Origin of the sequence: Halorientalis brevis (assembly GCF_042678165.1) — an archaeon.
GTDB lineage: Archaea > Halobacteriota > Halobacteria > Halobacteriales > Haloarculaceae > Halorientalis > Halorientalis brevis.
Genome location: NZ_JBHUDJ010000002.1, coordinates 199,022 through 218,453 on the forward strand (window position 1 = coordinate 199,022; position 19,432 = coordinate 218,453).

Below are 19,432 nucleotides of genomic sequence, written 5' to 3' on the forward strand. Positions count from 1 at the left end.
CGAACGCCACCCACAATAGAGGGGCAGGACCATCCCCGATGGTCAGGTGGGAAGCAGACAGTCACGTGTGTTGTTTGTGGTTCTGAGGATGAACGCTGGCCCAGTGAAATGAGTGACGTGATAGTCTGCAGTGAAGAGTGTCGAAAACAGTGGTTGTCGGAAGCCTTCACAGGCGAGGGACACCCGAACTGGAAAGGTGGTGGAAGCCCGTCGTACGGCAAAGGGTGGAACGAGATTCGGTCACAGGCGCTCGAACGGGACGGTTACCAATGCCGAGTCTGTGGGGTGACTCCCGATGAGCTCGATCGGAATCCGGATGTCCATCATATCATCCCCGTTCGGGTGTACGCCGAGTCTGAGAATCACTCGACTGAGGACGCACACCGGCTAGACAACGTTATTTCACTCTGTATTAGCTGTCATCGCAAAGCGGACCACGGAAAGATTCCACGGGGCCGACTGCGGGCGCTGATTCGTACATTCCCAGATGACCCTGATTAAAATTGCATTGTATGATTGGACCGATGGCGTCTATGGAGGGTTGTATTGTGCTACAAATGCAATACACCCCCACCAGCCTGAAATCAGACAGCATACACAAATCGAGACTCTAGATTGTGAGCGCCAAAATTCCGGCGTTATATCTCATCTAACAACGATATAGGAAACCGAAGAAAGTGTCAGTCCGGGTGCGAGAATCGAACCCGCGTCTCAGCCTCCACAAGGCTGAAGGATAACCACTACCCCAACCCGGACACGCGTTGGGTCTCTGCACTTCCACCTAATTCGTCTGCACCTGAAATACGTTACGACTCCCTCTGTGGGCGCGTCACCCCGTGACACACCAATTCCGAGACGCTTTTCCGGTGAGCAGTCGTACGTGACTGTACGCGTGGCCATCACGGACAAGATTTACGTCAAGAACCATCGGCAGATCGCCTCCCAGCTGGAGACGAACATTCCGAAGGGAGCGTTCTCCGGTGCGACGCTCGACCTCCTCTTTCAGGGCGAGAACCTCGCGAAACTCGACGAGACCACCCAGGACCGAGTGCTAGATTTCGCCGAGGATTTCATGGACTGCGACTGTCAGGCCAACCCGCACTGTGGTCACCCCGAAGAGAAGTTCATCGAGTACCTGCTCGAACTCCGCGAGCAGGGCCTCGGTCCGGACGCCATCGTCGACGTGATGGGCGACGATTACATGCTGTACGCCTATCCGGGCGACGTCCTCTCGTTTCTGGACGATTCGGTGCGCACGCTCGAAGCGGTCGAATCCCTGGCCGACGTGGACGGAAACGAGGAGATGGCGCGGCGAGCGCGCAATACGAAACAGAACCTAGTTAGATAGAGTCGTCGAAGCCACCGCCGATGCGGTAGGGCGAGTCTTCTTCGTCCTCGCCGCCGTCTAAGTCTTCGAGCTGGATGACTTCCTCGCCGTCTTCGTGCTCGTCGAGTTCCTGGCGGAGTTTCGTCACGTAGCGTTTGTGTTCTTCGAGCTGTTCACGCAGGTGTTCGGCTTCGAGTTCCAGCCGCTCGTGTTCGCGAACGAAGCTCTTGGGAACTTCGACCTTCGGCGGGAAACTCGTCTCGTCGCTCGTGCGCTCGTTGACCTCGTGTTCGGGGACGACCTCGACCTGGCCGTCGTGGGCAACGAGCAGATCCACGTAGTCGCGGAACACCGCAGAGAGCGAGAGATCCCGCTCCTCTGCGATCTCGCGGAGCGTCTCGAACTTCTCCTGGCTCACGCGAAAGGAGATCGTCTTGTTTTTGTTGCCCATCGTACTAGAAGTCGTCTCACTACACTCACTTAACGGTTTGTCAGACACACGCATATCAGATTCTGATATTTTCCGTCGCAATGGAAGTGACTCAGCTGGTCGAAAAGGTAAGATTAGTGCTCCAGTTATCTTTTCTGAGAATAGACCGGTTGTCGTGACGCTCAGTGGGAAGTGATAACGCTGGTTCCGGGGCCACGTGGTCAGTTGATCGGTGACAGCGCAGTCGCTGGCTGTACAGCGACAGAAAAACCGGAGCCGAGAGGAATTACGTCGACGCTTGCAGTTCGTCGTCGGCGGTGTCCAGGCTCTCGAGGGCTTCGACGACCGCCCGACGGTAGTTCTCGACGGGCAGGTCGTACTCCTCGCGGGCCATCTCGACGTACTCGTCGGTCGTCGCCTCCTCGCTCTCCTGGAACCGCTGGATGCGCTCGATCGTGCGCTCCGCCGTCTCGACGACCCAGCGGTCGCGGGTGGCCTCGTCGACCGTCGTGATCGATTCGGGCCGGACGGAGACGTTCACGTCACCCTCGTCGGTCTCGTAGGTTCGGGGCTTGCCGACCACCGCGACGTACGCCGGCGGTTCGAGTTCGCGCAGCATGCTCGCGGCGTCGGGCTGGTACTGTCCGGCGTACATGAAGAACGTGTCGCCGTTCGGGTCGACGACCCGACCCTGCCAGTACTCCGAGTCCTCGCCGACGTCTTCCGTCTCGGTGAGCGTCCCGACGATGAAGATGCGGTTAGCCCGCTCGCCCGTCGGGAGCAGGAGGTAGACGGGCGCGCGCTCGTCGTCGGACTCCTTGAACGTGTAACCGGCGTCGTTGAACTCGCGTGCGAACACGCGCCGGGCGACCTCGCGGGTTGGGACTGCTGCCATGTTAGATCGACCTCGCTTTGATGAGGGTTGCTTCGGCGTCGACTGCGCCGTCCAGTTCCTCGACCGAATCGGCCAGCACGTACCGCCTGAACGTCGGCCCGCTCACGCGGTAGTACTTCCCGAGGGTCTCCTTGCGCATCTGGTCGGCCACGACGGTCGTGTCCAGCGCGTCCATGGCCATCTCCTTGGCCTCTTCTAAGGTGATGCCCGTGAACTCCTCGGTGGCCTCCTTGTCGAAGATGACTTCGTGGACGTCGTCGCCGTCGTCGAGCACGCCCTTGATGCGGAGGTCGAACTCGCCTTCCGCTTCGCCGTGTTCCGAACAGCGCCCGTTCTGGAGCACGCGCGTGCAGTCCTCCTCGGGGCAACGCTTGATGAGGCCGCTCCCGCTCTGGATGTCGACCAGCGCGCCCTCGACGGTCGCGTCGTCGTCGCCGACCTCGATGTCCTCGTCGGACTCCTCGATGACGGTCGTCCGGTTGAGTTTGACCGAGAACCGGCCCTGGTACTCGTCGGTCACGACGTTACGCAGGTCGTAGACCTGCCCTTCTTCGAGGTCCTGGAGGTCGGATTTCGACCACTTCGTGAACTTGATCGTCCCGGTGGGATCGCCCAGCAGGCCGACCTGCGCGACGGCGTCGCTGTTGGCGTCCCAGAGTTCGACGACCTTCGCCGTGAGGTCGATCCACTCCTCTGGTGCGTCGACGTCGCTGATCTGTTTGCGCTCGTTCCCCCCACCACCGCTCGAGAGGTCCTCGCGCTCCATGCCCGCCTCGTCGAGGTACGTGCTCGTGACGCTCCGGCGCGCCTCGTCGAGGGGAACCTTGTATTCGTTGACCAGCGTGTCCAGTCGCTCCTGGACGGTCTCGACCGTGATGTCGAGCTGGTCGGAAAACTGCTCGTGTATCTCTTCCGCTTGGGTACGCAAATCTGTCATGCTCTCACTGCCTCCGCGTCGTTTTCAATGGGAGGCAATCGAGGGTTCGTCGCCATCCAGTATAAAGGCTCGGCCAGCAGAGTGGAAGTGGTGTGCTGACAGGTTGTGGCAGGCGCAGGTCACAGTTCCGCAGGACCGGTGTCGGCTGCGAGCGTCGCCGACATCTCACCGTCTTCGGACTCCCAGACGACGCTGAAGTCGTAGTCGGATTCGGCGCCGATCGTGACGTGATCACCGGCGACCACGGCCGGTCCGTCGTCGATCTCACCGGACGCACTCCCCTGCCACTCGCCGGGCCCAGTCATGTCGACGTCCGGAATCGGTGCGAAGCCCTCTCCCCTGATGGAGAGTTCGTCGCGTCGGATGGTGTCACCGCCGTCGTGGGTGATCGTCACCGTTCCGACGTTGGTTTCGCCCCCCTCGTACTCGAAGGTGAACTTCGCCATCGGCGTCTCGCGTCGCCGGGGAGCTGGCGAGGCGAGTTCGCTCGCGAGGTCGGCCAGTTCGTCCGTCGAGTTCTCGTACGTGACGACGACGTCCGCCCCGTTCTGGGTGATGGAACTGTCCTCCAGGACGGTCGCGACGGCGTCCGTGCTCGCCTCGGTCGCGGTGAAATCGAGCACCGCCTCTAGCATCTCGACGAGATTCGCCGCCGTGTCGTCGTCGTCGGCCGCGAACGTCGCCTCGATGCCGCGCTCGTCACCGTCCCGGTAGACGGCCCCCGAGACGGTCGAGACCTCGTTGAGCGGTTCCAGTTGGATCGTCTCGGCGTCGGTGCGCTGGTTGAGTGCCTCCGGCACGTACGCCAGCGGAACGTCGGCGACGAATCTAACGGGTGCCGAGCGAGTGGTCGAGAACGCGTCCGCGAGGGTCCCGTCGAGCGCTTCGGCCTCGCCGATCTGGGCCTCGATAGCGTTCTTGACTGCCCCCTCGGCGCCGACGACGTACCGGCCCGCCTCGGCGTCGAGCACGCCGACCCAGATGCTCAGTCGATACTGGGTGTCCGGCCGATAGATGGGTTGTCCGTAGTGTTCGTCCTCATCGTACGACCACGTACTGACTGCTGCGAGACCGTCGACGACGTCCTCCGCGTCGGCGTCGATCGTCACGAGCGAGCCGAACCCGCGCAGGTTGTAAAACCCGTAGAGGCCGTTCCACCTGAGAAACGGCGTCACGCTGGACACCGTCGAAGGGTCGACTCCCGTCTCCTCCTCGAAGCGCCCCAGCAGGTCCTCGACAGTCCTGGGTTCGTCCGTCCCGTCACGTGCCTGGACCTCCAGCCACGCGTTCACCACCGACCGCAGTCCCGAGTCGTTCCGGAGCGCGTCGGTGTCCGCCTGCACGGCCACGTCGACGTCGTCGGGCACTGGGCCAAGCTGCCCGGAGCTACCCACCACGGAGTCCACGATGTCCGAACAGCCAGCCAGACTGGTCAGGCCGGCCATCCCTGCGATGGCAGTCCCTGACCGCAGTACGTCACGCCGCGAACGATGAGCGTCCATGTGTACTCACACACATATCAGCCCATAATTGTTATTGTGTCGATATATCCTCGTCCGGCTCAGGCGTCGGGGCCTTCCCAGGCTGCGAGCGTCGCGGCCGTCTCACCGTCGGTCGACCGGTAGATGACTCGTATCTCACCGGCCGCCTTGATACCGACCGTCACCGCGTCCCCCGGAGCGACTGCCGGCTGACCGTCCTGCGTACTGCTCGTCGACCCGGCCCACCGTCCGCTGTCAGTCATGTCCACCGACGGGACTGCCGCGAAGCCCTCGCCACGGACGAACAGTTCCGACTGTGTGATGATGTCGCCGCCCTCGTGCACGATACTCAGCGTGCCGCGGTCCCCTTTGGTCTCCTCGTACTCGAAGGTGAAAGACGCCTGGGGGACCGACGCGATCCCGTCATCGTGCCCGGTCGACCCCATCGCTTCCTCGACCAGATCGACCAGGTCCGCGATCGACGCCCCGTAGGAGACGCGGACGGTCGTTCCGTCCTGTGTCACCTCGGCGGCAGCCAGCGCGTCGCCGATCGCATCGTTCGTTTCCGTATTTCTCGCGAGCGTGAACAGGCCGTCGAGCATCGCCGCCACGTCGTCGGCTGCCGCCGCGTCGTCGGCGACCAACGTCGTCTCGATGCCGCGGTTGTCGCCGTTCCGGTACACTGCGCCGACGACCACGTCGATCTCGTCCAGGATGGTCAGGTCGTGCTGCTCGTCCGGCCCGACGGTGTTGGGCAGGTGGTCGGTCGGGACCGTCCCGACGAACCTGACTGGTCCCGTCCGCGCGGTCTCGTAGGCCGCTCTGAGGCCCTCGTCCATCGGGTCTTCGTCCCCGTGCTGGACGTCGATCCCGGCTTTGACGGCGTCTTCCGAGCCCATCACGAACTCGCCGTCACCGACGACGCCGACCCAGTAAGAGCGTTCGTACTCCGGTTCGTAGAGCGGCTGCCCCGCGTACTCGTCTCGGTCGTACCCGGTGTTCGACTGCTCGATCGACGCGACGAGGGCGTCCGCGGTCCAGTCGGCCCTGAACAGCCACCCGTTGAACGCCGGGTCGATCGTCTCGTAGCTGGCGCCCGAACTCCACGCCCAGAACGGCGTGACCGACCGGACGCCGTCGGGGTCGAGGCCAGTGTCCGTCTCGAACCGCGTCAGCAGTTCCGCGTAGTCTTCGGGGCCAGTGTACCAGCTGTTTTTCGCCTGCGTCTCGAGCATCGCGTCGACGACCCGTTCGGTCCCGCGGTCGTCGAGCACCGTCTCGGCGTCGGCGTGAACGGCGGCGTCGGCCCGGTTCGGGACGCGCCGAAGGGCCGTGTCGAAGTCGTCGCTCTCGTCCGACTCGGTGGGAACGGGCGTGTCGATCTGATCGTTCTCGGCGTCGTGCAGTCCCGTACAGCCCGCGAGACTGCCGAGCGTCGCGAGACCCGACAGGGCGATACCGGTCCGCAAGACGTCACGTCTGGAGGGCTTCTCAGAAGCCATGTGCTGTTGACTGTGGTACAGATTCTTAGTTTTTCATATCGTTCGACCGAGACGACCGTCGATCCCGTCGGCGACGGACCTTTGTGGGGGTAGTGCCACCAGGACCACATGGACGAGGGGCGCATCCGTCGCTTCCTGGAGACCACGTTCCGGTCCGCCAGCCAGCAGATCGACGACGCCAGGCGGGCCTACAGCGACGCCAAACGGAGCGCGCTCGCCGACCTCCCCCAGGACGAGGCGGGGCGCGCGAAGATCGTCTGCCGACGGCACGCCGAGCGCCGGGCCGTCTCGCTCGACGAACAGGCCCGGCCCGCGTGTTTCGATCCCGACCACCAGGACTGTCGGGGCTGCGTCGAGGACGTCCGCGAGGGCGTCGTCGAAACCTGGTAGGCTTTTCCTGCCGGCGGTCGACTGATCGGTATGGACCGCCCGCTCGTCGCGGTCGTGCTCGCTGGCGGGACGGGGACCCGGCTCTATCCCGCCAGCCGCAGCGACAGGCCGAAGCAGTTCCTCGATTTCGGCGGCGACCAGTCGCTGCTCGCCGACACCGTCGCCCGCGCCGCGTTCGCCGACGAGGTGTACGTCCTCACCAGGCCGGCCTTCGCCGACGACGTCCGCGAGCACGCGCCCAGCGCCGGCGTCCTCACCGAGCCAGAACCCAAAGACACCGGGCCGGCGCTGGTCTACGCGGCCCACCGCATCCGCGAGCAGGTCGGCGACTGCGTTCTCTGTTGTCTCCCGAGCGACCACCACGTCAGCGGCGCGTTCGCGACGACGATGGAGACGGCGGCGGCCGCCGCAGTGGAAACGGGGGGGCTCGTCACCGTGGGCGTGGAGCCGACCCGAGCTGCGACGGGCTACGGCTACGTGAACCCCGGTGAGCGTCGCAACGGCTACTTCACGGTCGACCAGTTCGTCGAGAAGCCCGATTCAGCGACTGCCGAGAACTACGTCGAGGAGGGGTTCTACTGGAACGCCGGCATCTTCGCCTGGACGCCCAACGCGTTGCTGTCGGCCGCCCGGCAGACCCCGCTCGAACCGCTCGTCGACGCCCTCGACGCCGGCCGCCCCGAACAGGGCTTCGACGCCGTCGACCCCGTCAGCATCGACTACGCCGTTCTCGAACGGACCGGTCGCGCGTATCTCGTCCCTGCCCAGTTCGAGTGGGACGATCTCGGCTCGTGGGACGCGTTCGAGCGCGTCCTCGACGCCGACCCGGAGGGCAACGTCGTCGTCGGCGACGGCCTGCTCGCGGACAGCGAGGACTGCGTCGTCGCCACCGACGGCCACGTGAGCGCCGTCGGCGTCTCGGACCTCGTGATCGCCAGCTACGGCGATCGCACGCTCGTCGTGCCGAAAGCCGACGCCCAGCGCGTCCGCGACGTCGTCGCCCGCTTACGAGACGACGACCGCTTCTAGCTCCGCAGGCTCCCGCCGTCGACCGGGAGCGCCGCGCCGTTGACGTAACTCGCCGCGTCGCTGGAGAGCCACGCGACCGCCTCGCCGAGTTCCTGCGGATCGCCCACGCGCTCCAGCGGCACGCCCTCGGACCAGTCGTCGCGTCCCTCGTCGTAGCTGTCGAACTCGCCGCGTTCGACGGACTGCTCGATGAGTTCCTCGATGCGACTCGTCTCGTGTGCCCCCGGCAGGACCGCGTTGACGCGCACGTCCGGCGCGAACTCCCGCGCCTGGGTCTTCATCAGCCCGATGACCGCCCGCCGGACGGAGTTCGACAGCACCAGGCCGTCGATGACCTCCTGCACCGAGCGCGAGGTGATGTTGACGATCGTGCCACCGTCGCCCGCTTCGAGGTGGGGATACGCCGCCCGCGTCGCGCGGACCACGCTCATCACCAGCAGGTCGTAGGCGTCCTGCCAGTCCTCGTCGTCCATGTCCAGGAACGGGCCGCTCGGCGGCCCACCGGCGCTCGTCACGAGGTGGTCCAGCCCGCCGAACTCGGCGACGGTCTCGTCGACGAACCCCTCCAGGTCGGCCTTGTCGGTGATGTCGGCCTGCACCGCGAGCACGGCGCCGTCCCCGGCGTCCTGTAACTGTTCGCGCGCATCCGCGAGACGCTCCTCGTCGCGCCCGCAGATCGCCACGTCGGCCCCGTCGCGGGCGAACGCCTCGGCGCTCGCGAAGCCGAGGCCGCTGCTCGCTGCCGTACACAGTACTGCGTTCCCGTCGAGTCCCAGGTCCATGCGCGAGCCGACGGCTGCCGTCCCCTAAATCTCTGCGCGTTCACGGCGGACGAGACGAGCGCGAGTTCACTCGGGTCGCGTCTGGCGCCGCACCCGGACCTCGCCGTCGCTCGTGACCCCGAGGAACAGCTCCTGTTCGACGTTGCGGCCGGTGATCGCGTTGCCGGCCGCGTCGCTCACGAGTTTCATCAGGTCGGGCGCCGTGTAACTCACCTTCACGCCCGCCTCGTCGCACCGGTCGAACACCATCGCCGGCACGTCGTACAGGTCCGTCCCCGGTTCGACGACGATCCGAACCGGCGCGTGCAGCGCTTCGGAGAACGCGACCGTCTCGCGCGCCTTCTCGACGTTCTGACGCGCGCTCGCCTCGACGCTGGAGACGTTCGCCCGTGACGTTCCCAGTCGGTCGGCGATGTCGGCCTGCGCCATCCCGCGCTCGCGGAGCGCCAGCACCTCCGCCTGTCGCCTGGTCAGGACGTTCGTCTCCTCGTCGAATCCCGCCCGGTCGAGAATGTCCTCGACGTCGATGTCCTCAGTCATTCGTGTCAGTGGACGCGTGTCGCGCCCGCTCGTCGTCGAGTTCGACCGCCCGTGCGAAAAAGCCACCGTCTGTCACCTGTGAGCCGCGAAACGGAAACTGTCCACCCCGGTCGTCCGCTCGCCAGTCCTGCCGGTACGTCGGCCCGTCTCGGGCCGTCACGACCCTCAGCCGCCCCAGAAGTTGTCTCGACTTCCGAGCCGCGGGTCCTCTTTCTTGGTCGGCCCCTCGTCCTCGTCGTCGGATTCGGCGTCCGCCTCCGCAGCGTCGCCCTCGTCGTCCTCGGCGTCTTCGGCTTCGTCCTCGTCCATCGGCAGCCGTTCGACCTCCTCGGCCTTCGCGTGGTTCGAGTGGACGCGCGTGATCTTCACACGCGACCGCGCCTCGGGCAGCACACCGTCGACCATCACGATGAAGCCGTCCTCGGTGCGACCGACGCCGGCACCGCTCTCGTGGATGTCTTCGACAGTGACGACGACTTCCTGCCCCTGCTGGACAGGCTGTTCTTTGAGATCGCGGATCGGCTGGTTGTAGTGCTGACACCACTCGGCCCCGCCGCGGTCGCCGTAGTGCTGACAGCCCATGCCCTGGATCCGCTCGGAGAAACTGGGGCACTCGTCCGCGAGTGGACAGTCCGGCATGCACCGTGGTACTCAGAGCGCGAAGTAAACGCTTACGAACCACCTTTTTCTCGTCGGGGGTGTCCTCGCGCCACCGGCGCTGCGGGCACCCCCGCGACAAAAACGTGGGCGAAAAACGTCGGACGCTCACTTCGTTCGCGTCCGGGGAACCGCCTCGCGCACAGCGCTCGGCGGATGCTCGCTTGTTCCCGCTGTCGCTCTACGGCTGCACCGTACAGCAACTTATTCCGCCAGGAACTCCCGAATCGGCTCGATCTGCGCGTCGGTGTTCAGCGACGGTGCGTGTCCGCAGTCGACTTCGACGGTCTGGGCGTCGGGTTGCGTTTCCTGCATCCGCTCGAACGGGTCCTGCGGGAGGATCTCGGACTCTTTCCCTCGAAGGATACAGAGGTGCTGATCGAGGCTCTCCCAGACGTCCCACGGGGCCGGAGCGTCGTCGTCGGATTCGCTCTCGACGAGAATCGCCGGGTCGTACGCCGGGGCGATCCCGCCGTTGCCCGTGCGTCGCGCCGAGGTGACGGTGAACCGTCGCCACTCTTCGTCGCTCATCGGACTGAAGCGGCCCTGGTAGAGGTCCTTGTAGTACGCCTCCAGTTCCGTGATGCGCTCGAACGTCGGCGGGTCCGGGACGTACTCCATGATGCGGCCGAGGGCTTCGGGCGCGGCGTCGGTCTCGGGATTCGGCGGCATGTCGTTGACGACGAGGTGACTGATGCGGTCGGACAGCGGCCCGGCGGCGACCGCCATCCCGAGTCCGGCCCCCATCGACGTGCCGACGTATCGGAGCGAATCGAGTTCGAGCCGATCGCACAGCCCAACGAGCGCGTCGACCATCGCCGCGTCAGCGTAGCGCTCGGCCGGGTCGGCGGCCCACTGACTCAGTCCCCGGCCGGGCATATCGGGACAGATGACGTGATACTCGTCTTCGAGGGCTGCCGCCAGCGGGTCGAAGTCCCGGCCCACGCGGGAGAGTCCGTGGACGCAGAGGACGGGCGGGTTCGCTGGGTCGCCCCAGGCCGAGTAGTGAAGTTCGAAGTCGTCGACGGTGGTAAACTGGTCGCTCCGCGGCATGGCCGTCGGTTCACCGGGCACCCCCAAAAGTCTCGGTGCGCAGTCGCCCGTGAGAGAATCATCATCACAGCGCCGGCAGACCACGACCGTTTAGTACGGGTAGTCGCCTGTATTCGACACCATGGGATTTGGCAGCTACGACGAGTCCGAGCAGAAGGACCAGAACGTCGAGACCGACGACGAGGACGCAGTCAACGTCCACCAGAACGACAACGACGGCGAGGTCACCTTCGAGACCGAGAAGTCCACCGACGAGCTGGTCGACCAGCTCCAGCACATGAAAAGCCAGGACGACGACGACTAAGTCCCTCTTTCAGCGCGCTTTTTCTCGACGCCTGATTCTCAGCAGCAACGCCTGTTGCAGGGAGCACGCGAACCCTCGTCACTGCAGGCGACCGGCGTTCGCTCAACGACCTACCCGTCGTACGTCGGATACTGCCGCGAGCACCTTTTTCTTCCTCGGGTCGCCTCGCTCCGCTCGGCCACCGCTCGTCGAAAAATCTGCACCAAAAATCGCTCTCCTTTCCTCCGGGCTTCGCCCGCTCGTCTTTCCGAGACACTCCTTTCAGTCGTGTCTCGTACCGGTCGCTCGCGTCACGCAACCGGCGTTCGCTCGACGACCTGCCCGTCATACGTCGGATACTGCTCGACGATCTCGCCCTCGTCGAGGTCACCTTCGTCGATCATCTCCTCTAAGAGCCACCACGCGACCTCGACGTGGTCGGATTTGACCGTGTAGAACTCCTCGGGCACGCCCAGGTCCTCGAAGGTCCCGGCGTCGACCCACGTCTTCCCGTAGACGAGCGTCCCGTCGTCGGTCACCTCGTCGAACGGCCGGCGAATCGTGCGGGCCATCCGCTTGAGGCGCCGGCGGTGCTGGGCGGCGTCTTTGAACACGGACGTACAGAAGTACACCCGCTCGTGGTCGCCCATCACGTCCAGAATCTCCTCGCGGGTCCCCTCGACGGCGCTCATGTGGCCCTCCTTGAGCTCGAAGCCTTCCTCCTGCATCCGGCGGTAGTTCCCCTGGCTCATCTCGAACTCGTTGACGTTACAGAACTCCGCCGCCCCCTCGTCCAGAAAGTCCAGGAACTCCTCTTCGGGTCGGATTCCCGGAATCTCGAACGCCGGGGTCAGCCCCTCCTCGCGCGCGACGTAGAGGATGTCTTCCCACTCGGTGCCGTGGAGGTCGCCCCACTGCTCGAACGGCGGGTGGAAGCGGATCTCGTCCAGGCCGGCTTCGGAGAGACGGCGCATGTTCTCCCGGCCGCCGGTGATCCCGGTGTAGAGGTGCGTGTGGAAGTCCTCGCCGAACTCCTCTTTGAGCAAGGAGAGATAGCGCGTGGTGCGAGCCATCGCCTCCTGGGGTTCGCCGCCGGTGACGGAGGCCCCGAGTGCGTCCATGCGCTTTGCTTCCTCGATGACGTCCTGGTCGTCCTCGACGAGTCGTTCGTTTGCGTACACGTCCGTGACGTTCTTGCGGTTCTCGCCGAGCGGACAGTAGAAACAGTCGCGCTGGTCACAGTAGCCGTAGACAAAGAGAACCATCTTGCCCCCCTTGGCACACTGTTCGCAGCCCTTCGAGTGCATCAGTACCTCTCTTTTCCGGTCGAGCGGCAAAAAGCGTGCGACTTGGGACGCAGTCGTCGCCGTCGCTGTCGGGTTCGGGCGTCTGAAACGGAAAGGGGATGAAGGATGGTGAAACGGCGGGAGGGAACGGGAGCGCGTGGTCTCGCCTACTTGTGCTGGGCGATGAGCTGGGCCAGCGACTCCTTGTCCCGGACGCCGACGACCTGCTCGACGGCCTCGCCGTCGGCGAACAGGATCATGGTCGGCACGCCCTGGACCTGGAACTGGCTCGCCAGCATCTGGTTCTGGTCGACGTCGACCTTCGCGATCGCCGCGTCGGTCTCGGCGGCGAGCGCCTCGACGGTCGGTTCGAGCATCTTGCAGGGACCACACCAGTCGGCGTAGAAGTCTACGAAGACCTGATCGTAGTCCGAGAGGAGTTCCTCGAAGTGGTCCGCACCGTCGACGTGAATCGGCTCGTCGGGCGCAGCCCCACTGCCGCCGTCTGCCTGTTCGCGCAGTTCCTCTGCCTTTTGCTCGCGGATCTCGTCCAGATCGTCGGCTTCTGACATCTCATTCCCACCTATGGGCCGGAGCGTTAAGTAGTTTTTCGTTACCTCCACAATACCGCACCATTCCGTAGACGCGAGGGATCAGCGAGTCGAGTCAAGTCGGCCGAATCTCCCCAACAATATTGCCGACGGACGTGTGTTTGCCCCCGGTATTGCCCGAGAGTGGCAATATAGATTCGATGGTGGGGAGCGCAGTCAGGACGGCGTCGCAGCGACGACGACGAACGAGCCGTTCCCCCAGCCGGATTCGACGCGGTCGGTGCCGTCCAGTTCAGTCGGGTCTGTAAACAGCGTCTGGGCGAACGTGAGGTCACCGAACCCGGCAGCAAGGAGCGCGTCGCGGAGTTCCCCGACGCCGAGGAACGTCGCGTCCCGGTAGAAGGGGTTCGACGACTGTTTTTCCTGGTACTGTTCGCCGAGCCGGCTGTCGCGGTCGACGAAGCCGATGACGAGCCGGCCGTCCGGTCGAAGGACGCGCCGGGCCTCCGCGAGCGCAGCGTCGAGATCGTCGACGAAGCAGACCGTCGTCACCAAGAGCGCGACCGCCACGCTGTCGGCTCGGAGCGGCAGCGCCTCCGCGACCCCGCGCACCGGGACGATGCCGCGGTCGCGCGCCCGTGCGAGCATCGCTGGCGAGGGATCGACACCGAGGTCGACGTCGAGCGGTGCGGCGAACTGCCCGCTCCCGACCCCGATTTCGACGGCGCTGACAGACTCGTCTCCCGGCAGCAGCGACCGGACGGCGGCCAGTTCCGACTCGAAGGCCGCCCGATGGGATTCGAACCAGCGGTCGTAGCGGTCAGTGTGGCGCTCGAAGGGATCGATCGTGGGCATGGGTCAGAGAGTCGCTTCGGTCAACGTCGCGCGCGTGCGATGATGTTAGAGCTTGCCGTCGAGGACTTTCGCGGCGGTGAGGACCGGGTCCCAGACGGGGCTGAAGGGCGGCGCGTACGCCAGGTCGAGATACGAGAGCTGCTCGACGGTCATCTCGGCGTGGAGCGCGGTCGCGACGGTGTCGATACGTTTGGCGACGCCCTCGCGGCCGACCATGCTCGCCCCGAGAACGCGCTCGCTCTCGCGGTCGGCGACCAGTGTGATCTGGACCTCCTCGCCGCCCGGGTAGTAGTGGGCCCGCGACTGGGCCGTGATCGTCACCGAGACGGGGTCGAACCCGGCTTCCTCCGCCTGGTCCTCGTCGATGACGCCCGTGCGGGCGACTTCGAGGTCGAACGCCTTCACCGCGGCCGTCCCGGCGATCTCGCCGACCGGCGTCGGGTCGCCCGCGAGCGTCATCCCGATGGCGCGGCCGGCGCGGTTGGCCGTCAGCGCGAGCGGCACGTGGTCCGGTTCGCCCGTGACGACGTGCGTTGCTTCCGCGTTGTCGCCGGCCGCGTAGACGTGCTCGTCGTTCGTCCGCCCGTACTCGTCGGTCGCGATGGCGCCCGTGGGACCGAGTTCGATGCCCGCATCCGCAGCGAGTTCGGCGTAGGTCGCGACGCCGACGCCGACCAGCGCCAGGTCGACCGGCACGTCCTCGTCGCCGGCCGCGATGCGCTCGACGCGGTCGTCCCCGTGCATCCCGTCGACTGAGGTGTCGAGGTGCAGGGTGACGCCCTGGTCGCGGAGGTGGTCTTCGACGGTCGCCGCGGCCTCGGCGCCGAACGGCTGGAGGGTGTGAGGCAGCATCTCGAACATGTGGACGTCCAGGCCGTGATGCGCGAACGCCTCGGCCATCTCGACGCCGACGTAGCCCCCGCCGATGATCCCGACGGCGTCGGGGTCCTCGGCTTCGGCGTACTCGCTGGCGGCCTCCCCGTAGTCCACCGTGGGCGTCTCCAGGCCGAGGTACTGGCGGACGTCAGCTGCTTCCCCCATATTGTGGAGGGTGAACACGCCCTCGAGGTCCATCCCGTCCAGGGGCGGTTCGACCGCGCGTGCACCGGTCGCGACGAGCAGGTCGCTGTAGGCCTGCTCGAACTCCCCGTCCGGGCCCTCGACCGTGATCGTCATGGCGTCCCGGTCGATCGCCGTCACTTCGTGGTTGGTCCGGAGGTCGATCCCCCGCTCCTCGATGAACGACTCGGGCGTCACCGACACCAGGTCCGCCAGCGTCTCGACCTCGCCTTTGACGTAGTACGGCAGGCCACAGGCGCCGTACGAGACCCAGTCACCTTTCTCGAAGACGACGACCTCACGGTCCGGCGCGTCCCGCTTGAACTTGCTCGCGGCACTCATCCCCGCTGCGTCGCCACCGACGACTACTACCGGTTCGCTCATATCCGCTCGTTCGGCCGGAACCCTAATAAAGTATTGCCCGCAGGAAACAATTCTACCAAGGGCACGTGCGATCCCACAGCAGCGCACAGCGACCCAAGACCGCACACTGACCGAACAAACACCGCGATCAAATCGCGCTCAGAACGGTCCATCGAAGGAGAATCGAGTCGGGAACTCGACATCCCCAGAAATGCTTTTGTGTATGCGATGCAATACTACAACTGTGGAAGCGAGTCGTTCGCACCCCTGACTCCGAACGGACGATCTCGGCGGCCGATCGGTCACGCGCCGTGTGCGACACGACGGCGTCGCCGACCGCCACTGTGGCATCGACGGCTACCCACCGCGGAAACCACGAACACCATGGCATCCAACTATCAGGACGCAGTCGAGGCACAGCGTCGCCGAAAAGACGAGTTCTTCGCGGACGCGCACCGTTCGCCGCTCCCGCCGGCCGAACAGGAGGCCTTCGAGGGGCTGAACTACTATCCCGTCGATCCCGCCTACCGGTACGAACTTTCCCTCGACGAGTACGACGACAAGGCGGTCGTCACCGTCGGGACGAGTACCGAAGGCGAACGGGAGTACCTCGCGTGGGGCGAGTTCACGTTCGAGGTGAACGGCGAGCAGGTGACGCTGGTCGCCTACAAGGCCGACCCCGACGACGACCGGCTCTGGGTCCCGTTCCGTGACGCGACCAGCGGCGAAGAGACCTACGGAGCAGGTCGGTACATCGATCTGGAGGTCGACGAACACCGGACCGACGACGGGACGTGGATTCTGGATTTCAATCAGGCGTACAATCCAACGTGCGCGTACGCAGACCAGTACGAGTGTCCGCTCCCGCCGACCGAGAACTGGCTCACGGTCCCCATCGAAGCCGGCGAGAAAGACTACGAGAAACACCACTGACGTCGCCGCGGCGGCCAGCGCGGTCGTCCGGCCGGTCTGCCACCCGGGACTGACGCCACCTCCCCAAAAGCAGATAAGCCACAGCGGTGAACCATTCGGTAATGCTGCTGGTCCTGTGTGTGGACCTGGACGACGACCTCGGCCGGAAAACCGGGCTGGAGACGCCGGTCATCGGCAGGGACGCCGTCGAGGACGCCGCCGTCGCGCTCGCGACCGCCGATCCCGAGGACAGCGACGTCAACGTCCTGTTCGAGGGAATCCACCTCCACGACGACCTCCCGGACGAAGAGATCGAGGTCGCGGCCGTGACCGGCCTGGACGGAAGCGACGTCGCCGCCAATCGGAAGGTCGGCGAGGAGGTCGACACCGTGCTGGCCAGGATCTCCGCCAGCAAGGACGTCCGCGCCATCGTCGTCACCGACGGCGCACAGGACGAGTCCGTCCTCCCCGTCATCCGCTCGCGCGTCACCATCGACAGCGTCCGCCGCGTCGTCGTCCGACAGGCCCAGGACTTGGAATCGATGTACTACACCATCAAGCAGGTGCTCGACGACCCCGAAACGCGGGGCACCATCCTCGTCCCCCTCGGGATTCTCCTGTTGATCTACCCGCTGGCGATCATCGCCGATCAGCTGGGTTTGCCCGGCGCCGTCTTCGGGTTTACGTCCGGTTTACTGGGACTGTACGTCCTCGGCCGCGGCCTCGGCGTCGAGCGCCTGCTCGACGCGGCCGTCGATCACGCACGGTCGATCCTCTACGCCGGCCGAGTGACGCTCATCACGTACGTGGTCGCGGCCGCCCTGCTGGTCATCGGCGGCGTCGAGGGCGTCCAGACGCTCGATCAGCTCCAGGCCAGTCGCGGCTCGCTCACTGCCCTGGAAGTGCTCGCTGCGCTCCTCTACGGTGCCATCCGCTGGTTCGCCGCCGCGGGGATCACGTCCAGCCTCGGCCGCGTCACCGACGAGTACTTAGACGAGGCGTTCGAGTGGCGCTACCTGAACGCGCCGTTCTACGTGCTCGCCATCGCCGCCGTCCTCCACGGCGTGAGCTTCTACTTCCTCGGCTACGGCTCGCTGTCGTACCTGGCCGCAGCCCTCACTGGCGGGACCATCCTCGGCCTGTTCAGCACGCTCGCCTTCGCAGTCGCCGAGTCCCGCTTCCCCAACAAAGCCTCGGCCTAACCAACGGTTACCGCCCGCGAACTGCAGTCAGGAGGTCATCGTTCGCGCACGACAACGAACTCAGCTAGATCCTGGAGGTACGCCAGCGCCTGCGAGTCGGGCGCGTCGACCGCCGAGATGGACGCCAGCGCGTCGTCGGAGAGGTCCCGCGCTCGCTGGTTGGCCTCCGCCGGCGTGATGTCGGTCACCTGCACGAGCGAGGGACGGTCCATCGTCTCGTCGTGCCCGGTCGGCTTTCCCAGGTCGTCCTCGTCGGCCGTCGCGTCGAGCACGTCGTCGCGCATCTGGAACGCGATCCCGACGCGCTCTGCGTACTGCCCGAACGCCTCGACGGTGTAGGCGTCGGCGTCCGCCGCGATCGCACCAAGTTCGGCCGCCGCCCGGAACAGCGCGCCGGTCTTGCGCCGCGCCAGTTCCATGTACTCGTCTTCGGTTTCGGGCTGGGCGACCAGTTCCGTCGCTTCGCCCTCGCCGAGTTCGACCATCGCCTCCGACACCGCCTGCATCGCCCGCTCGTCCGAGGAAAAGAGGGCGAACGCCTCCCCGAGCAGTCCGTCCGAAGCGATGATCGCGGGCCCGAAGCCGAACTCCGCCCACGCGCTCGGGACGCCGCGGCGGACGTCCGAGTCGTCGATGATGTCGTCGATGACCAGCGAGGCGTTGTGGACGAGTTCGATCCCGACGGCGTAGTCCACCGCGTCGGCGGGCTCGCCCCCGAGCGCCTCGCAGACGAGCACTGTCACTGTCGGCCGTACGCGCTTCCCGCCCGAGAGCGTGACGTGACGCACCTCGTCGGCCAACTCCGACGGTTCGACGCCGTCGAGAACCTCCTCCAGACGATCCTCGACGCGCGCCCGTCGGCTCTCAAGATACTCCATTACCCGACCCTCAGGAGTGGGGAGGCTTCAACCCCACGGAACCCACCTTTTTACTCCTCGGGTGTCCTCGCGAGCCTGCGGCTCGCTGTGGGCACCCTCGTCGCAAAAATCTGGACCAAAAAAGCCGGACGCTCGTTGCACTCGCGGCCGGTGAACCGCGGCGCGATGCGCCGCGGATGCTCGACAACAAGTCCGTCTTTGTCCCCGGTACCGCTACTCTACCGCAGTTGCGAGGGACACTACCAGTTCAGGATTAGAGAGAAGTGACTCACCGACCCGCGAAAAACGAAAGAAGACGAGCCGAGTTTAGACGTCGGGGACCTCGCCGCCGAACTCCTCGGATGCCACCTTTTTCCGCTCGGGTGTGCTCTGCACACCACTCGCGCAAAAATCTGGACCAAAAAACGCCGCTCACTTCGTTCGCGGCGAAACCTATACGTCCGGCACGTCGCCGCCGAACTCCTCGATGAGCGCGGGCACAACCTCGAAGAGGTCGTCTTCGATGCCGTAGTCGGCGAGGTCGTAGATCGGCGCGTTCGGGTCCGTGTTGATCGCGACGATCGTGTCAGCGCCCTTCATGCCAGCGACGTGCTGGACGGCGCCGGAGATCCCGATCGCGATGTAGACGTCAGGGGTGACGACCTTCCCGGACTGACCGACCTGGCGGTTCGCCGGCAGCCAGCCGTTGTCCACGATCGGCCGCGACGAGGAGAGCGTCGCGTCGGTCGCCTCGACGAGCGCCTCGATCAGCGGCAGGTTCTCCTCTTCTTCGATCCCGCGACCGATGGAGATCAGGAACTCTGCTTCGGCGATGTCGACGTCGCCGCCGGCGACCTCTTCGAAGCCGGTGACGGTGGACTGGATCGCGCTCTCGTCGATGTCGGCGTCGAACGCGGAGACGTCGGCGTCGCCCGTGCCTTCGGCCTGGGGCCACTCGGCTGGGCGGACGGTGACGGCTGCGCGGTCCTCTTCGACTTCGATGGTGGTCTCGACCTTCCCACCGTACTGTTCGCGCGTGAC

General features: G+C 65.5%; 23 protein-coding genes and 1 tRNA gene. 7 read left to right on the forward strand and 17 right to left on the reverse strand.

Annotated elements, in window-relative coordinates:
* The first annotated feature begins 108 nt into the window (after positions 1–108).
* Positions 109–501, forward strand: coding sequence for an HNH endonuclease (locus ACFR9U_RS04710; RefSeq protein ID WP_247376212.1), 393 nt, complete (start codon positions 109–111; stop codon positions 499–501).
* Positions 502–683: 182 nt separating this feature from the next.
* Here ACFR9U_RS04710 and ACFR9U_RS04715 read toward each other — a convergent pair.
* A tRNA-His gene (locus ACFR9U_RS04715) sits at positions 684–755 on the reverse strand.
* Between the two features lie 137 nt (positions 756–892).
* Here ACFR9U_RS04715 and ACFR9U_RS04720 point away from each other — a divergent pair.
* Positions 893–1,348, forward strand: a complete 456-nt coding sequence (locus ACFR9U_RS04720) for a DUF5814 domain-containing protein (RefSeq protein ID WP_247376546.1) — start codon at positions 893–895, stop codon at positions 1,346–1,348.
* On the opposite strand, the gene ACFR9U_RS04725 is transcribed toward ACFR9U_RS04720, so the two are convergent.
* The 5 genes from ACFR9U_RS04725 to ACFR9U_RS04745 all read right to left on the reverse strand — a co-directional run bounded on the left by ACFR9U_RS04725 (position 1,341) and on the right by ACFR9U_RS04745 (position 6,572).
* Positions 1,341–1,778 carry a DUF8146 domain-containing protein gene (locus ACFR9U_RS04725; RefSeq protein WP_247376210.1) on the reverse strand — a complete coding sequence of 146 codons (438 nt, stop codon included), beginning with the start codon at positions 1,776–1,778 and terminating at the stop codon, positions 1,341–1,343. The two genes, ACFR9U_RS04720 and ACFR9U_RS04725, sit on opposite strands and share 8 nt — an antisense overlap.
* A 265-nt stretch (positions 1,779–2,043) precedes the next feature.
* Positions 2,044–2,652, reverse strand: a complete 609-nt coding sequence (locus tag ACFR9U_RS04730) for an RPA family protein (RefSeq protein ID WP_247376208.1) — start codon at positions 2,650–2,652, stop codon at positions 2,044–2,046.
* A gap of 1 nt (position 2,653) precedes the next feature.
* The gene (locus tag ACFR9U_RS04735; RefSeq protein ID WP_247376205.1) at positions 2,654–3,589 is read right to left on the reverse strand and encodes a replication factor A; all 936 of its coding nucleotides are present in this window, start codon (positions 3,587–3,589) and stop codon (positions 2,654–2,656) included.
* Between the two features lie 119 nt (positions 3,590–3,708).
* Positions 3,709–5,091: a hypothetical protein gene (locus ACFR9U_RS04740; RefSeq protein WP_247376203.1), complete on the reverse strand. Its 1,383-nt coding sequence runs from the start codon at positions 5,089–5,091 to the stop codon at positions 3,709–3,711.
* 59 nt (positions 5,092–5,150) lie between these two features.
* Entirely contained in the window at positions 5,151–6,572 is a 1,422-nt protein-coding gene (locus tag ACFR9U_RS04745) for a hypothetical protein (RefSeq protein ID WP_247376202.1), read from the reverse strand.
* 108 nt (positions 6,573–6,680) lie between these two features.
* Between ACFR9U_RS04745 and ACFR9U_RS04750 the strand changes: the two genes are divergently transcribed.
* Both ACFR9U_RS04750 and ACFR9U_RS04755 read left to right on the forward strand, forming a co-directional pair.
* Positions 6,681–6,962, forward strand: a complete 282-nt coding sequence (locus ACFR9U_RS04750) for a DUF7091 family protein (RefSeq protein WP_247376199.1) — start codon at positions 6,681–6,683, stop codon at positions 6,960–6,962.
* A gap of 30 nt (positions 6,963–6,992) precedes the next feature.
* Entirely contained in the window at positions 6,993–7,991 is a 999-nt protein-coding gene (locus tag ACFR9U_RS04755) for a mannose-1-phosphate guanylyltransferase (RefSeq protein WP_247376198.1), read from the forward strand.
* Here the strand turns inward: ACFR9U_RS04755 and ACFR9U_RS04760 are convergent.
* The 5 genes from ACFR9U_RS04760 to ACFR9U_RS04780 form a co-directional block, all read right to left on the reverse strand.
* Positions 7,988–8,773: an SDR family oxidoreductase gene (locus ACFR9U_RS04760; protein ID WP_247376195.1), complete on the reverse strand. Its 786-nt coding sequence runs from the start codon at positions 8,771–8,773 to the stop codon at positions 7,988–7,990. The genes ACFR9U_RS04755 and ACFR9U_RS04760 overlap by 4 nt on opposite strands.
* A gap of 66 nt (positions 8,774–8,839) precedes the next feature.
* Positions 8,840–9,313, reverse strand: coding sequence for a Tfx family DNA-binding protein (locus ACFR9U_RS04765; protein WP_247376193.1), 474 nt, complete (start codon positions 9,311–9,313; stop codon positions 8,840–8,842).
* The gene (locus ACFR9U_RS04770; RefSeq protein ID WP_379813874.1) at positions 9,306–9,473 is read right to left on the reverse strand and encodes a hypothetical protein; all 168 of its coding nucleotides are present in this window, start codon (positions 9,471–9,473) and stop codon (positions 9,306–9,308) included. The genes ACFR9U_RS04765 and ACFR9U_RS04770 overlap by 8 nt, the downstream gene beginning before the upstream one ends.
* Before the next feature lie 5 nt (positions 9,474–9,478).
* On the reverse strand, positions 9,479–9,952 hold the full coding sequence (locus ACFR9U_RS04775) for a TRAM domain-containing protein (protein WP_247376190.1): 474 nt from the start codon (positions 9,950–9,952) through the stop codon (positions 9,479–9,481).
* Positions 9,953–10,174: 222 nt separating this feature from the next.
* On the reverse strand, positions 10,175–11,023 hold the full coding sequence (locus tag ACFR9U_RS04780; RefSeq protein ID WP_247376187.1) for an alpha/beta fold hydrolase: 849 nt from the start codon (positions 11,021–11,023) through the stop codon (positions 10,175–10,177).
* A gap of 121 nt (positions 11,024–11,144) precedes the next feature.
* On the opposite strand from ACFR9U_RS04780, the gene ACFR9U_RS04785 reads away from it, so the two are divergent.
* On the forward strand, positions 11,145–11,327 hold the full coding sequence (locus ACFR9U_RS04785; protein WP_247376186.1) for a DUF5786 family protein: 183 nt from the start codon (positions 11,145–11,147) through the stop codon (positions 11,325–11,327).
* A gap of 290 nt (positions 11,328–11,617) precedes the next feature.
* On the opposite strand, the gene ACFR9U_RS04790 is transcribed toward ACFR9U_RS04785, so the two are convergent.
* The 4 genes from ACFR9U_RS04790 to ACFR9U_RS04805 all read right to left on the reverse strand — a co-directional run bounded on the left by ACFR9U_RS04790 (position 11,618) and on the right by ACFR9U_RS04805 (position 15,441).
* A complete protein-coding gene (locus ACFR9U_RS04790; protein ID WP_247376184.1) occupies positions 11,618–12,613 on the reverse strand; it encodes a radical SAM protein in 996 nt (331 codons plus the stop codon).
* A gap of 146 nt (positions 12,614–12,759) precedes the next feature.
* Entirely contained in the window at positions 12,760–13,164 is a 405-nt protein-coding gene (gene trxA / locus ACFR9U_RS04795) for a thioredoxin (protein WP_247376181.1), read from the reverse strand.
* A gap of 195 nt (positions 13,165–13,359) precedes the next feature.
* Complete coding sequence (locus tag ACFR9U_RS04800; protein ID WP_247376178.1) at positions 13,360–13,998, reverse strand: class I SAM-dependent methyltransferase; 639 nt, start codon at positions 13,996–13,998, stop codon at positions 13,360–13,362.
* 45 nt (positions 13,999–14,043) lie between these two features.
* Positions 14,044–15,441 carry an FAD-dependent oxidoreductase gene (locus ACFR9U_RS04805; protein WP_379813878.1) on the reverse strand — a complete coding sequence of 466 codons (1,398 nt, stop codon included), beginning with the start codon at positions 15,439–15,441 and terminating at the stop codon, positions 14,044–14,046.
* 363 nt (positions 15,442–15,804) lie between these two features.
* Between ACFR9U_RS04805 and ACFR9U_RS04810 the strand changes: the two genes are divergently transcribed.
* Complete coding sequence (locus ACFR9U_RS04810) at positions 15,805–16,353, forward strand: DUF1684 domain-containing protein (protein ID WP_247376174.1); 549 nt, start codon at positions 15,805–15,807, stop codon at positions 16,351–16,353.
* A gap of 101 nt (positions 16,354–16,454) precedes the next feature.
* Positions 16,455–17,534, forward strand: coding sequence for a DUF373 family protein (locus tag ACFR9U_RS04815; protein ID WP_247376172.1), 1,080 nt, complete (start codon positions 16,455–16,457; stop codon positions 17,532–17,534).
* A gap of 35 nt (positions 17,535–17,569) precedes the next feature.
* Here ACFR9U_RS04815 and ACFR9U_RS04820 read toward each other — a convergent pair whose 3' ends face one another.
* Positions 17,570–18,412 carry a polyprenyl synthetase family protein gene (locus tag ACFR9U_RS04820; RefSeq protein WP_247376169.1) on the reverse strand — a complete coding sequence of 281 codons (843 nt, stop codon included), beginning with the start codon at positions 18,410–18,412 and terminating at the stop codon, positions 17,570–17,572.
* A 432-nt stretch (positions 18,413–18,844) separates the two neighbouring features.
* Positions 18,845–19,432, reverse strand: a 588-nt coding sequence (locus tag ACFR9U_RS04825) for an electron transfer flavoprotein subunit alpha/FixB family protein (protein WP_379813880.1), incomplete at its 5' end; no start/stop codon positions are given.

Coding starts and splice junctions, on each gene's coding strand:
- ACFR9U_RS04760 (WP_247376195.1), bottom strand. CDS start 8,773: ATGGACCTGGGACTCGACGGGAACGCAGTACTGTGTACGGCAGCGAGC.
- ACFR9U_RS04785 (WP_247376186.1), top strand. CDS start 11,145: ATGGGATTTGGCAGCTACGACGAGTCCGAGCAGAAGGACCAGAACGTC.
- ACFR9U_RS04765 (WP_247376193.1), bottom strand. CDS start 9,313: ATGACTGAGGACATCGACGTCGAGGACATTCTCGACCGGGCGGGATTC.
- ACFR9U_RS04725 (WP_247376210.1), bottom strand. CDS start 1,778: ATGGGCAACAAAAACAAGACGATCTCCTTTCGCGTGAGCCAGGAGAAG.
- ACFR9U_RS04805 (WP_379813878.1), bottom strand. CDS start 15,441: ATGAGCGAACCGGTAGTAGTCGTCGGTGGCGACGCAGCGGGGATGAGT.
- ACFR9U_RS04740 (WP_247376203.1), bottom strand. CDS start 5,091: ATGGACGCTCATCGTTCGCGGCGTGACGTACTGCGGTCAGGGACTGCC.
- ACFR9U_RS04710 (WP_247376212.1), top strand. CDS start 109: ATGAGTGACGTGATAGTCTGCAGTGAAGAGTGTCGAAAACAGTGGTTG.
- ACFR9U_RS04790 (WP_247376184.1), bottom strand. CDS start 12,613: ATGCACTCGAAGGGCTGCGAACAGTGTGCCAAGGGGGGCAAGATGGTT.
- ACFR9U_RS04775 (WP_247376190.1), bottom strand. CDS start 9,952: ATGCCGGACTGTCCACTCGCGGACGAGTGCCCCAGTTTCTCCGAGCGG.
- ACFR9U_RS04810 (WP_247376174.1), top strand. CDS start 15,805: ATGGCATCCAACTATCAGGACGCAGTCGAGGCACAGCGTCGCCGAAAA.
- ACFR9U_RS04730 (WP_247376208.1), bottom strand. CDS start 2,652: ATGGCAGCAGTCCCAACCCGCGAGGTCGCCCGGCGCGTGTTCGCACGC.
- ACFR9U_RS04755 (WP_247376198.1), top strand. CDS start 6,993: ATGGACCGCCCGCTCGTCGCGGTCGTGCTCGCTGGCGGGACGGGGACC.
- trxA (WP_247376181.1), bottom strand. CDS start 13,164: ATGTCAGAAGCCGACGATCTGGACGAGATCCGCGAGCAAAAGGCAGAG.
- ACFR9U_RS04800 (WP_247376178.1), bottom strand. CDS start 13,998: ATGCCCACGATCGATCCCTTCGAGCGCCACACTGACCGCTACGACCGC.
- ACFR9U_RS04745 (WP_247376202.1), bottom strand. CDS start 6,572: ATGGCTTCTGAGAAGCCCTCCAGACGTGACGTCTTGCGGACCGGTATC.
- ACFR9U_RS04735 (WP_247376205.1), bottom strand. CDS start 3,589: ATGACAGATTTGCGTACCCAAGCGGAAGAGATACACGAGCAGTTTTCC.
- ACFR9U_RS04780 (WP_247376187.1), bottom strand. CDS start 11,023: ATGCCGCGGAGCGACCAGTTTACCACCGTCGACGACTTCGAACTTCAC.
- ACFR9U_RS04750 (WP_247376199.1), top strand. CDS start 6,681: ATGGACGAGGGGCGCATCCGTCGCTTCCTGGAGACCACGTTCCGGTCC.
- ACFR9U_RS04820 (WP_247376169.1), bottom strand. CDS start 18,412: ATGGAGTATCTTGAGAGCCGACGGGCGCGCGTCGAGGATCGTCTGGAG.
- ACFR9U_RS04815 (WP_247376172.1), top strand. CDS start 16,455: ATGCTGCTGGTCCTGTGTGTGGACCTGGACGACGACCTCGGCCGGAAA.